The sequence below is a fragment of the Allobosea rubneri genome (assembly GCF_032464875.1).
GTDB classification, from domain to species: Bacteria; Pseudomonadota; Alphaproteobacteria; order Rhizobiales; family Beijerinckiaceae; genus Allobosea; species Allobosea rubneri.
This window is the reverse complement of the sequence record NZ_JAWDID010000008.1, coordinates 139,458-152,230: the sequence shown is the minus strand read 5'-3', so window position 1 is coordinate 152,230 and position 12,773 is coordinate 139,458. Positions and strand designations below refer to the sequence as shown.

Here is a 12,773-nt window from a genome sequence, read left to right as displayed (position 1 = left end):
GCGTGATCAGGCCGGGCGCGGCGGTGAGGGCGGTCACGCCGCCGCCACCGCCGATGCTCTGGGCGAGGATACCGACCGCGTTGCGCCCTTGCGTGGCGACGAGGCCGCCGGTTGCGAGCGTGACTCCGACCGCGCCGCCATCGCCCCTGGCGCCGGCGCTCGCGCCCAGCGTCGCCTTGGTCGGCGTATCGAGAAGCCCGTCGCCGGCGGCCGCGACGGCATAGCCACCGCCATTGCCGATGCTCTGGGCGAGCACGCCGAAGGAGGCGGCGCCCCGCGTGGTGATCGTGCCCGCGATATCGTTCGTCACGGTGCCGCCATGGGACGTGCCCGAGCCGCCGGTCGCGCCCAGCGCGTAGGTCGGCGCGAGGGCCGGGGCGTCGGAGGTCTTGGGCAGCACGAACAGATGAGCGCCGCCACCATTCGAAATGCTCTGCGACAGGATGCCATGCGACAGGGGCCCGCGTGTCGCGATGCTGCCTGATGTCGTGACCGTGACGTCGCCGCCGGCGCCGGTGGCGCCGTCCGCGCCCATCCTGACCTCGCCGCTGCCGCCGAGGCTTCCGGTCAGGGCATTACCGCCGCCACCGAAGATCTCGGCGCTCTTGCCGCCGCCGCCGCCGATACTCTGCGCGAGAATGCCGGAAGAGCCCGCCCCGCCGGTGGTGATGGTGCCGGCATTGGCGACCGTGACCAGGCCGCCGGCCCCACCGCCGCCGCCCTTGCCGCCGTGCTGGAAGCTGAGGTTGAGGGTCGCTCCGGCCAGCGTCGGCGCGGCGTGCGCGCCATTGCCGCCGCCGCCGCCGATGCTGTGGGCGAGGATGCCGTCGGACGCATCGCCCTTGGTGGAAATGCTGCCGCCGGCGCCGTTGGTGACCGTGACGGTTCCGCCCGTTCCGGCAGCGCCGCCGGAGCCGCCGATATTGACGTTGGTGGTAGCGGAGAGCTTGAACGGCAGGATGTTGCGGAGAACGTCGAGCATCGCCGACCCTTCCGGCGAGGCGTCGAGATCGCCGTTCTCCTTGCCGAAGCCGCCGCCATTGCCACCGCCGCCGCCGATGCTCTGGGCGATCATGCCCGCCGCAGCGTGGCCAGAGGTCGCGATCGCTCCGCTGTTGCTCACCGTGACAGCGCCGCCATCGCCGCCGGCGCCTCCCGAGCCGCCGACGCCGATATTCGCGCCGACCGACAGCGAGAATTTCTTGTAGCTGCTGGCATTGCCCAGGAACCGGGCCAGGGTGTCGTTCAGGGCCGTCAGATAGGCGGCCTGCATGCCGGCATAGGCATGGCCGCCCTTGCCGCCGCCGCCGCCGACACTCTGTGCCACGATGCCGGCGGAACCCGCGCCGCTCGTCGTCACCGGCCCTGTGCTGGAGACGCTGACCGTGCCGCCATGATTGCCGCTGCCACCGCTGCCGCCGACCGAGACGGAGGCGTTGACGCTCGGCGTGAAGTCGGGGTTGTCCCAGCCTTCCGAGCCAAGTTTTCGCAGGAAGGTGACGAGCTTGCCGAGCGCGCTGGCATCGCCGACCAGCGAGTTGAAGGTGTCGCCGGTGAGGCGCTCCGCATTGCCACCGGAGCCGCCACCGCCGCCGATGCTCTGCGCGAAGATCGCGGTGGCATCGACGCCGCCGGTCGTGATCGTTCCGCCGTTCGTGACCGTGACGGCGCCACCGAGATTGCCCGAGCCGCCCTTGCCGCCGATGTTCACCGCGCCGCTAAGAGTGGGGAGCGACGATGCGAGCCCTGCGGCGTTGCCGCCGGAGCCGCCGCCGCCGCCGGTGCTTTGCGCCTGCACGCCGTAGGACGCATCGCCATGCGTGACGATGCTGCCGGCATTGGTCACGGTGACGCTGCCGCCCTGGCCGCCGCTGCCGCCGGTTCCGCCGACAGCCACGCTGAAATTGCCGGTGATCTTGGTCGCGGCGCTCGGGTCGAGCCCCGTCGGCGGCAGCGAGCCGAGCGTGACCACGCTCATCGTGTTGCCGCCCGAGCCGCCACCGCCGCCGACGCTCAGGGCGGAAATGCCCGCAGCGCTCGTGCCCCGCGTCTCGATCGCCGGCGGCTCGTCGCCCTGTTCATGCACGACATTCGAGACGGTGACCTGACCGCCATTGCCGCCGGCGCCGCCGCGTCCACCCACGGCAGTCGAGACGGCGAGCGAGGCTCCGGTCGCCAGCAGCACGCTTCGGGAAATCGCCGAGCCGCCGGAGCCGCCGCCGCCACCGACGCTGTTGGCGAAGATGCCGGCGGCATTGTCGCCGGCGGTGGCGATCGTCGCATTGTTGGTGACGGTGACGAGGCCACCTGCGCCGCCCGAGCCGCCTGCACCGCCGACCACCGTGTTCACGCCGAGGCCCGAGGGGTAGTTGGGCGGCGCAACGCCGATCGTGAGCTGGTTCGAGGTTGCGGCTCCGCCCGCGCCCCCGCCGCCGCCGATCGATTGGGCGTCGATGCCGAGGCTTGCGGTGCCGCGCGTCGCGATGGTGCCGAACGGGCCATTGGTCACCGTGACAGAGCCGCCGGAGCCGCCGCCACCGCCCAGGCCGCCGACCGCCGTCGCGACATTCACCAGCGCCCCCACTGCGGTCATCTCGGCGGGGCCGCCCTTGCCCCCGGCGCCGCCGATGCTGTGCGCCAGGATCGCGCTCGCCTTCGTGCCTTCGGTCCTGATGTCGCCTTCGTTCTCGACCGTCACGGCGCCGCCATTGCCGGTACCGCTGCCGCGCGCGGCGTCGCCGCCGACGCCGACGCTGACGACCGGGAACACGTTGACGGAGAATGTGTAGGTGCCGCCGGCATTGCCGCCGCCGCCGCCAATCGACTTGGCGTCGATACCGGTGCTGCCGGCGCCCTTCGTCAGGATGGTCTGGTCGATGTTGGAGACCCGGACCTCGCCGCCATTGCCGGCGGCACCGCCCTTGCCGCCGATGGCGACGTTGACGAAGCTGACGCCGATCAGCCGCGCCTGGTTGGCATTGCCGCCGCCGCCGCCGATGCTGTGCGCCACGATGCCGGCCGCATCGTGCCCGAGCGTCGTCAGATCGCCGGAGTTCCGGACCGTGACGGCGCCGCCATCGCCGGCCGCGCCGCCATCGCCGCCGAGACTGACGCCGACGCCATAAGGGACGCCCGGCGTCGCGAGCGAGCCGCCGCCTAGGCCGCCACCGCCGCCGATGCTCAAGGCCATGAGGGCGTTGGCGCCGTCGCCGCTGGTCCGGATGCCGACGAGCTCGCCCTGCGCCGTTCGGACCAGTGCGCTGTTGGTCAGCGAGACCGTGCCGCCGCTTCCGGCATTGCCGCCCTTGCCACCGATCGAGACGAAGCCGCCGCTCGCGCTGCCGGCGGAAGCGCCGCCACCGCCGAGGCTCTGCGCCACGATGCCGTGCGAGCCGATGCCGAAGGTCGAGATCGCGCCGCGATTGATGATCCGCAGGTCTTCTTCGGCGCCGCCGCGACCGCCGGCACCGCCCTTCGAGTAGATGATGCCGGAATCCGAGCCGCCGGCGCCGCCTATGCCGCCGGCGACGATCGCGTCGATGCCGACCGAGTTGGTGCCATGCGTTTCGATGCCGATGGCACTGTCGATGGTGATGCTGCCGCTCGAGCCGCCATTGCCACCGGCCTTGCCGGTGTGTGGATTGCCGGGATGGCTCGATCCGCCATGGCCGCCACTGCCGCCGGTGCTCGTCGCGAATACGGCGTCGACGCCGTCCGCCGTGACGGTGATCAGGCCTTGCCCGAGGCTGAGCGCGATGTTGCCGCCCGCGCTGCCGTAGCCGCCCGGCGTCTGGTAGTCGTCGCCATTGCTGTCTTGCGCGGCGCTCCCGCCCGCGCCGCCGCGGCTTTCGGCATAGATGCCGTAGCGCCGCGATTGTATCGTGCCGGAGAAGTTCAGGCCGATCGTGCCACCCAGCCCGCCGTCGCCGCCGCTCCGCGGCCAGGCGCCGCCGCCATCCCCCGCACCGTTGCCGGCAGCGCCGCCATTGGCGCTCAAGGTGATCGCGCCGTCGCCGCCGGCTCCGGTCGTGGTCAGGTTGCCGGAGATATTGGCGATGATCTGCCCGCCATTGCCGCCGGCTCCGCCGCGCGGATTGTGAGCGGCCGGCCGGATCGCGCCGTTGGCGCCGTCGCCGCCGCGCACGTTCACCTTGACGCCGCTCGCCTGCGTCGCCGTGGTGATGCCGCTGAGATCGACGACGACGACACCGCCCGCGGCGCCATAGCCGCGGTCGCGCCCGTCATAGTCGTTCTCTGCCGCATTGATCGCCGAAGGGCCGCCATTGCCGCCGCGCGCCCAGATGTCGATGCCGTAGCCGGCATTGTTGATGACGCTCGTACGGGTCCCGTTGACGTGCAGCCCGCCGGCCGACCCGCCATTGCCGCCCCAGCCATAGCTCGGGCGGGAGCGGTCGCCCCAGCCACCGTCGCCGCCATTGCTCGCTATCGTCGCGGCGGCCGATCCGTTGGCGTGGACGGTAGAAGGCAGGGTGACGTTTCCGCTGCTTCCGTAGTCGCCCCATTGCCCGTCGCCGCCGAGATAGTCGTTGCCGCTATGGCCGTCGAAGCCGCCGGCGCCGGAGATGTTGAAGCAGAACCCGCTGGGCAGGGCGGGGCAGTCCGCCCGCGCCGGAGTGATCGCGGCCCCCAGGCTCAACGAGCCGATCAGGGCCGAAAGCGCGAGATGGGAAACCGAAAGGCAAAATTCCACTGCACGCGAGCGGGCATGGGAAAGGCTCTCGCTGCGCCTTGCGGCGCGGCCTGCAATCCCGCCCTGTCTCATAGGCCCAGCCCCGAATCGTCGTTGCGTCGCCACGCTCCCGGAATGGTCCCACAGTTCGGGCGGTTGGCAATTGCGAGCGGACCAATCGACATGTGGGGTGGACGAACGGCGTAAGGGCGCGAAACATCGTAAACGAATTCCGTGCCGGAACGCTCCGGCTGCCGGCGCGAGGGTTAGATGCCGAGGCGCGAACGCAGTTCCTGACGATGAGGACGCGACACCGGCCAGGCGCGGTCGAGCGCGCGCAGCTTCACCTGCCAGCGGTCGCCGGAGGGTCGCTCGACATCCTGGACATGAAGCAGGTTGACCAACGCCGTGCGGTGGATGCGCAGGAACGAGGCCTGCGGGACGAGCGCCAGCCAGAGCGCGAGCGGGCGCAGGTCGAGCACCGAGGACCCGTCTGCGAGCCAGACCTCGGTGTAGTTGCGCGCCGCCCGCAGGCCGACGATCAGGCTCGCCTTCACGCCCTGCGCGCCGCCGCGCTTGCGCAGATAGATCAGCGGCTCGAAATCCGGCTTGCCCGCGCCGGGCTGTGCCGCGTCATTGCGGCCATAACGCGCGCTCGCGATCAGGTCGGCGCACTGGAAAAGCCCCTTCACCTCGGCGCCTGGCCAGCGATGCTGCGCCCTGACCGCATCAAGGCCGATGCAGGCGCGCAAGCATCCGTCATGGAAGACCGGGACCGACAGCACGCTCTTGTCGCCCTGCCGCAACATCTCGACCTGCAGCACCCGCGCCGCCCGCGGCAGGGCTTCGACGCGGTCGATCATCACCGCCCTTCCGGCTGCCAGGAATTGCTGCAGCCAGGCAATCATGGTGACCGGGGCGCCCTGCAGATCCTCGACGAAGGAGGCCACGCCCGGGCGGCACCATTCATGCGTATTGCGGAAGCGCAGCAGCTCGGCGTCGTATTCGAACATCCAGGCCCGGTCGGCCGCCGCTTTGTGCCCGAGCTCCTCCAGCAACGAGGAGATCGCGGCATCGACCGGCTGCGCCAGCAGATGCAGGGCGGATCGGAAGGCCCAGTCCGGTGCCGTCAAGTCTGCGAGCTCGTCGCGCGCCAGTGTCTGGTAGCTGGAGGTCAAGCTGGTCACCGCTCGGGAGCGCGGCAGTCAAGCGCGCGCGTCATCGCTTGGCAAGGCGGGGCGGCGGTGGAGACGGCACGAAAAAGCGCCAGTCGCGGGCGAGTCGGGCTGGCGCCTTCGCCATCAAGCGATGCGGGCCCGGAGTTTCCTCCGAGCCCGCGAGTAGACGGCTGCTCCGCCTGAAATCAGCTCGCGATCAGTCGAGCGCGGTGACGCGCAGGCGCAGCGCGTTGCCGATCACGCTGACCGAGGACAGCGCCATCGCCGCCGCAGCGATGATCGGCGAGAGCAGGATGCCGAAGAACGGATAGAGCAGGCCCGCTGCGACGGGGACGCCGGCGGCGTTGTAGATGAAGGCGAAGAACAGGTTCTGCCGGATATTGCTCATCGTCGCGCGGCTGAGCTGGAGCCCGCGCACGATGCCCTGCAGGTCGCCCTTGACCAGGGTGACGCCGGCGCTCTCGATCGCGACATCGGTTCCGGTGCCCATGGCGACGCCGACATCGGCGGCGGCCAGCGCCGGGGCGTCGTTGACGCCGTCGCCGGCCATCGCGACGACCCGTCCCTGGGCGCGCAACTTGTCGACCACGGCGCTCTTCTCCTCCGGCAGCACCTCTGCCTCGACCTCGTCGATGCCGAGCTGGCGCGCCACGGCCTGCGCCGTCGTGCGGTTGTCGCCGGTCAGCATGACCACGCGGATGCCGGCGTCGCGGAGCGCGCGGATCGCAGCCGGTGTGGTCTGCTTGATCGGATCGGCGATCGCCAAGAGGCCGGCGATCTTGCCGTCGATGGCGACGAAGATCACCGTGCCGCCTTCGCCGCGCAGGGTTTCCGCCTCGGCGGACAGGGCGGAGAAGTCGATGCCGAGCTCGCCCATGATCCGGTGGCTGCCTATGACCAGCGCGCGGCCTTCGACGCTGCCGGTCACGCCCTTGCCGACCGGGCTGTCGAAATCCCGGGCTTCGGCGAGGGCGAGGCCGCGCTCCTTGGCGGCCTCGACGATTGCATTCGCGAGCGGATGCTCGCTCGCGCGCTCGAGCGAGGCGGCGAGCCGCAGCAGCTCGTTCTGGTCGATGCCGCCTGCCGTTCGCATGGCGATCAGCCGGGGCTGGCCCTCGGTCAGCGTGCCGGTCTTGTCGACGACCAGCGTGTCGACCTTCTCGAAGCGCTCGAGCGCCTCCGCATTCTTGATCAGCACGCCGAGGCCGGCGCCGCGCCCGACCCCGACCATGATCGACATCGGCGTCGCGAGGCCGAGCGCGCAGGGACAGGCGATGATCAGCACCGCGACCGCGGCGATGAGGGCGTGGGCGAGGCGGGGCTCCGGGCCGAACATCATCCAGGCGGCGAAGGCCGCGATGGCGATGACGATGACGAGCGGGACGAACCAGCCGGAGACCTGGTCGGCCAGCCGCTGGATCGGCGCGCGCGAGCGCTGCGCGTCGGCGACCATTTTGACGATCCGGGCGAGCATGGTGTCGCTGCCGACCTTGCCGGCGCGCATGATGAAGCCGCCGGTGCGGTTGAGCGTGCCGCCGATCAGCGCCGCGCCGACCTCCTTGGTGACCGGCATGGATTCGCCGGTGACCATGGATTCGTCGAGCGAGCTGCGGCCTTCGATGAGTTCGCCATCGACCGGCACAGTCTCACCCGGGCGGACGCGCAGGCGGTCGCCGACATGGACGGATTCGAGCGGGATGTCCTCGTCCTCGCCATCCTCGCGCACGCGGCGTGCGGTCTTCGGCACGAGGTCGAGCAAGGCGCGGATCGCGCCGCCGGTCTGCTCGCGGGCCCTGAGCTCCAGCACCTGGCCGAGCAGCACCAGCACGGTGATGACGGCGGCGGCCTCGAAATAGACGGCGACCGAGCCGTCGGCGGCGCGCAATGTCGGTGGGAAAATGCCGGGGGCGAAGGTCGCGATCACGCTGTAGATCCAGGCGACGCCCGTGCCCATGGCGATCAGCGTGAACATGTTCAGGCTGCGATTGACGAGCGATGCGAAGGCGCGCTCGAAGAAGGGCCAGCCCGCCCAAAGCACGACGGGCGTCGCCAGGACAAATTGCAGCCAGTTGGAGTTCTGCGGCGCGATCAGGCTGTGCAGGCCGATGAGATGGCCGCCCATTTCGAGCACGAAGACCGGCAGCGTCAGGACGAGGCCGACCCAGAAGCGCCGGGTCATGTCGACGAGCTCGTGGCTCGGCCCCTGGTCGGCAGTCGGCATCTCCGGCTCGAGCGCCATGCCGCAGATCGGGCAGCTGCCCGGGGCGGGCTGGCGGATCTGCGGATGCATCGGGCAGGTATAGATCGTGCCCTCGGGCGCCGGCGCCGCGGGCTTCGACGTCGCGCCCTCGGCATAGGCGGCCGGCTTGGCCTCGAACTTGCCGCGGCAGCCATCGGAGCAGAAGAAGTAGCGCTTGCCGGCATGGGAGGCGCTGTATTTTGCCGTCGCGGGATCGACGGTCATGCCGCAGACCGGATCCTTGACGCTGTCCGGCGTGGCGTGGCCATGGCCGTGATGGTGACCGTGCTCGTGATGTCCGTGATGCTGGTGATCAGCCATCGTGCCTTCTCCCCTTTCCCGCAGCGCCGCGATGCGCAGCCGGCGGGATGCCCGCCGGCTGCGCGTGCTTTTCAGCGGACTAGCTGCGGGCCGGGCGTGTAGCCGGCGGCGGTGACGATCGACTTGAGCGCCGAAAAGTCAGCGCCGCCGCGGACGCTGACCAGCTTGGATGCAGGGTCGGCGTCGACGGACGTCCCCGGCAGCTTGCTCTCGATCGCGGTCTTGATGGTGCCGGCGCAATGGCCGCAGGTCATGTCGTCGACGCGAAAGCTGATCGCGCCTTCGGGCGGTGCCGCGGTGGTCGCGGCAGTCTGGGAACGTGGCTGGCAGCAGCTCATGACTCGATGTCCTGGTTGACGATGGCAGCAGCCTGCACCTTCCCACAGTGGTAAGGTCAAGGCCTTCTGCGCACGCCAAAGGGCGACGAGCGGGTCTGCTCGCCGCCGAGCCTGCGTCAAGCCGTACCGGCGAGCTCCTTCTGGCGGATGCAGGCGACGCTGTGGCCGGAGCCGACGTCCTCGATCGTAGGGATCGCGCTGGCGCAGGCGTCGATCACGTGCGGGCAGCGCGTGCGAAAGACGCAGCCCGAGGGCGGGTTCAGCGGGCTCGGGATGTCGCCCTTCAGGATGACGCGTTCGCGCTTGACGCTCGGGTCTGGCACCGGCGCTGCCGAGAGCAGCACCTTGGTGTAGGGATGGCGCGGATTGGCGTAGACCTCCTGCGCCGGGCCCTTCTCCATGATCCGCCCGAGATAGAGCACGACGATGTCGTCGCAGAGATACTCGACCACCGAGAGGTCATGGCTGATGAAGACCATGGTCAGGCCGAGCTCGCGCTGCAGTTCCTGGATCAGGTTGAGCACCTGCGCCTGCACCGAGACGTCGAGCGCCGAGACCGGCTCGTCGGCGATGATCAGCTCGGGCTCGACCGCGAGTGCCCGGGCGATGCCGATGCGCTGGCGCTGGCCGCCGGAGAATTCATGCGGGTAGCGCCGAGCATGCTCGGCATTGAGGCCGACCCGGCCGAGCAGCTCGGCGATCCGCGCCTCGCGCGCCTTGCCCTTGGCGAGGCCATGCGTGTCGATCGCCTCGCCGATGATCTCGCCGACGCGCATGCGCGGGTTGAGGCTGGAATAGGGGTCCTGGAAGATGATCTGCAGCCGCCGGCGATAGGCGCGCAGCGCTTTCTCCGGCAGGCCGAACAGATCGACGCCGTCGAACACCGCCTCGCCGCCGGAGGGCTCGACCAGGCGCAATATGCAGCGCCCGACCGTGGTCTTGCCCGAGCCGGATTCGCCGACGATGCCGACGATGCTGCCGCGGCGGACCTCGAAGGAGACGTCGGAGACCGCCCGGACCTCGCCGCCACGGGTCGAGAAGACCTTCTGGAGATTGCGGACGGAGAGCAGTGGCGCTTCCGAGCCGAGGGTTTCGGTCGTGCTTGCAGCCGTCACAGCGCGTCGTGCCTCCAGCAGCGGGTGAGATGGGCGGCCGCGACGTCGAGCAGCGGCGGCACGGCTTCAGTGCAGCGCGCCTCGACGAGCGGGCAGCGCGGCGCATAGGTGCAGCCGGGCGGCAAAGCGAGAGGGCTCGGCACGCTACCGGGGATGGCGTTGAGCAGGCGGCGCCCCTGGCCGGGAACGCGGTCGCGCCGCGCATCGGGAATGCAGGAGAGCAGGCCGCGCGTATAGGGGTGGCGCTGGCGCGCGAAGACGCCGGCGACCGGCCCCTGCTCGACGACGCGCCCGGCATACATCACCGCGACCTCATGGGCGATCTCGGCGACGACGCCGAGATTATGGGTGATGAACAGGATGCTCATGCCGATCTCGGCCTGGAGCCGGCGCAAGAGGTCGAGGATCTGCGCCTGGATGGTGACGTCGAGCGCCGTCGTCGGCTCGTCGGCGATCAGCAGGGCCGGATTGCAGGACAGAGCGAGCGCGATCATCACGCGCTGGCGCATGCCGCCCGACATTTCGTGCGGATACTGCGCGAGGCGCCGCTCGGCCGCGGGGATCTCGACCAGCTCGAGCATGCGCTTGGCCCGCGCCCGTGCCTCGCTGCGCGACAGCTTCTCGTGCAGCAGGATCATTTCCATGATCTGGTCGCCGACGGTGAAGAGCGGGTTCAGGCTCGTCATCGGCTCCTGGAAGATCATCGCGATCTCGCTGCCGCGAATGGCCCGCATCTGCTTCAACGGCATCTGCGCGAGGTCGACGACCGCGCCGCTGCGCAGCCGGTAGAGGATGCGCCCGCCGACGATGCTACCGGGATGGGCGAGGAGCCGCATGATCGACAGGCTGGTCACCGACTTGCCGGAGCCGGACTCGCCGACCACCGCGAGCGTCTCGCCGCGGCGCAGCGAGAAGCTGACGCCGTCGACCGACTTGATCGCATTCGAGCCGATCAGGAAGTGGGTCTGCAGGTCCTCGACCCTGAGCAGGATATCGTCCTCGGCCGCGCGCGTGGCGACGGGTGCCATTTCCGTGGTCGCCATGGTCAGAGGTCCTTGCGCAGGCGCGGATCGAGCAGATCGCGCAGGCCATCGCCGACCAGCTGCAGCGATAGCACGCTGAGCACGATCGCCGCGCCGGGGAAGAGCATCATCCAATCGGCCTGGCCGATGTACTGGCGGCCGCCGGCGATCATCGTGCCCCAGGTCGGGATCTCCGGGCTGACGCCGACGCCGAGGAAGGACAGGCTCGCCTCTGCCAGCATCGCATAGGCGAAGATGAAGGTGGCCTGGACCAGGATCGGCGAGACGAGGTTGCGCAGGACATGGCGGGTCATGATCCGCCAGGTCGGAACGCCGAGCGCCCGGGCCGCCTCGACATAGGGCAGCTCGCGGATGATCAGCGTCGAGGCGCGCACGATGCGGGCGAGGCGCGGCGCGTAGACGATGCCGAGCGCGACGATGACCGTGGCGAGCGAGGGGCCGAGCGCCGCGACCAGCGAGATGGCCAGCAGGATGTCGGGGAAGGCCATCATCGCGTCGATGATCCGGGCGATGACGCCGTCGGCCCGGCGGAAGAAGCCGGCAACGAGGCCGAGCGTGATGCCGAGGATGGCGGCGAGCGCGGTCGCCGCCGCGCCGACCAGCAGCGAGAGCTGGCCGGCATAGATGGTGCGGCTGAAGATGTCGCGGCCGAACTCGTCGGTGCCGAAGAACCAGCGCTCGCTAGGCGGCTTCAGCCGGTTGACCACCGAAAGCCGGCTCGGCGAGTAGGGCGCGATCAGCGGCGCGAGGATCGCGAGGAGGGCGATGATCGCGAGGACGACGAGGCCGATCACCAGCGTCTTGCGCTGCAGGATCAGGCTGGCGAGCCGCGGACGGGCGGCGGGCGAAGAGGGGGCGGCCATCAGTAGCGCACCCTTGGGTCGATCGCGAGATAGAGCATGTCGATCAGGAAATTGATCAGCACATAGAGGGCGGCGATGACGAGCAGCGCGCCCTGGATGACCGGATAGTCGCGGCGCAGCACGGCCGAGACGACGAGATTGCCGATGCCCGGCAGGCTGAACACCGTCTCGGTGACGACCGCGCCCGAGATCAGCAGTGCCGCGGTGAGGCCGATCACGGTCAGCACCGGGATCAGCGCGTTCTTGAGGGCGTGCTTCATCACCACGCCCCACTCGCCCATGCCCTTGGAGCGGGCGGTGCGAACATAGTCGTCGTTGAGCACGTCGAGCATCGAGGCGCGGGTGAAGCGGGTGATCAGCGCCGAGGAGACGATGCCGAGGGCGAGCGCCGGCAGGACGAGATGGCGCAGCCGCTCGAGGAAGGAGGCGTCCGGGCCGCCATAGCCGGAGGCCGGCATCCAGCCATAACGCACGGCGAAGACCTGGATCAGGATCAGGCCGAGCCAGAAGCTCGGAATGCTCGCCGCGAACATGGCGAACGTCGTGGCGAGCTGGTCGAAGAGCGAGCCGCGCTTATAGGCCGAGAGGATGCCGACCGGCAGGGCGATGGCGCTGGCGATCAGGATCGAGAACAGGGTGAGGAAGAAGGTCGGCTCGGCCCGTTCGGCGAGCGCGCTCAGCACCGGCATGTTGAGGAAGATCGACTGGCCGAGATCGCCGCGCAGGAGCTGGCCGAGGAACAGCACGTATTGCGTCGGCAGCGACTGATCGAGCCCGAGCCGGCTGCGCAGGCCGGCGATGTCGGCCGCCGTCGCATCGGGGCCGAGCATCACCGCAGCGGGGTCGCCGGGGGCGATGCGGACGATGATGAAGACGATCGTCACGACCGTGAACATCACCGCCAGCATGCCGAGGATGCGCTGCATCACATATCGCGTCATCGCGTGCCGATCTTCCCTTCTGTGCTTCCCGGCGTTCATCGCCGG

8 protein-coding genes are annotated in these 12,773 nt (G+C 70.1%); all 8 read right to left on the bottom strand.

The features are described 5' to 3' along the window. Positions 1-4,657: beta strand repeat-containing protein (locus tag RKE40_RS08030; RefSeq protein ID WP_390893284.1), on the bottom strand; the 4,657-nt coding region annotated here is incomplete at its 3' end. A gap of 299 nt (positions 4,658-4,956) precedes the next feature. Beyond that, positions 4,957-5,877 (bottom strand): LytTR family transcriptional regulator DNA-binding domain-containing protein, encoded by a 921-nt coding sequence (locus tag RKE40_RS08025; protein ID WP_316017706.1) that lies wholly within the window; start codon positions 5,875-5,877, stop codon positions 4,957-4,959. 187 nt (positions 5,878-6,064) lie between these two features. Continuing rightward, on the bottom strand, positions 6,065-8,428 hold the full coding sequence (locus RKE40_RS08020) for a heavy metal translocating P-type ATPase (RefSeq protein ID WP_316017705.1): 2,364 nt from the start codon (positions 8,426-8,428) through the stop codon (positions 6,065-6,067). A 71-nt stretch (positions 8,429-8,499) separates the two neighbouring features. Continuing rightward, positions 8,500-8,766: a heavy-metal-associated domain-containing protein gene (locus tag RKE40_RS08015; RefSeq protein ID WP_316017704.1), complete on the bottom strand. Its 267-nt coding sequence runs from the start codon at positions 8,764-8,766 to the stop codon at positions 8,500-8,502. Between the two features lie 116 nt (positions 8,767-8,882). Next, positions 8,883-9,881: an ABC transporter ATP-binding protein gene (locus RKE40_RS08010; RefSeq protein WP_316017703.1), complete on the bottom strand. Its 999-nt coding sequence runs from the start codon at positions 9,879-9,881 to the stop codon at positions 8,883-8,885. Next, positions 9,878-10,924: an ABC transporter ATP-binding protein gene (locus RKE40_RS08005; protein WP_316017702.1), complete on the bottom strand. Its 1,047-nt coding sequence runs from the start codon at positions 10,922-10,924 to the stop codon at positions 9,878-9,880. The genes RKE40_RS08010 and RKE40_RS08005 overlap by 4 nt, the downstream gene beginning before the upstream one ends. A gap of 2 nt (positions 10,925-10,926) precedes the next feature. Then, on the bottom strand, positions 10,927-11,787 hold the full coding sequence (locus tag RKE40_RS08000; protein ID WP_316017701.1) for an ABC transporter permease: 861 nt from the start codon (positions 11,785-11,787) through the stop codon (positions 10,927-10,929). Then, positions 11,787-12,728, bottom strand: coding sequence for an ABC transporter permease (locus tag RKE40_RS07995; protein ID WP_316017700.1), 942 nt, complete (start codon positions 12,726-12,728; stop codon positions 11,787-11,789). Before RKE40_RS07995 ends, RKE40_RS08000 begins: the two co-directional genes overlap by 1 nt. Positions 12,729-12,773 lie beyond the last annotated feature (45 nt).

What these genes read in the sequence shown, in the direction of transcription:
- RKE40_RS08020 (WP_316017705.1), bottom strand. Translation starts at nt 8,428, where the DNA reads ATGGCTGATCACCAGCATCACGGACATCACGAGCACGGTCACCATCAC.
- RKE40_RS08015 (WP_316017704.1), bottom strand. Translation starts at nt 8,766, where the DNA reads ATGAGCTGCTGCCAGCCACGTTCCCAGACTGCCGCGACCACCGCGGCA.
- RKE40_RS08005 (WP_316017702.1), bottom strand. Translation starts at nt 10,924, where the DNA reads ATGGCGACCACGGAAATGGCACCCGTCGCCACGCGCGCGGCCGAGGAC.
- RKE40_RS08000 (WP_316017701.1), bottom strand. Translation starts at nt 11,787, where the DNA reads ATGGCCGCCCCCTCTTCGCCCGCCGCCCGTCCGCGGCTCGCCAGCCTG.
- RKE40_RS07995 (WP_316017700.1), bottom strand. Translation starts at nt 12,728, where the DNA reads ATGACGCGATATGTGATGCAGCGCATCCTCGGCATGCTGGCGGTGATG.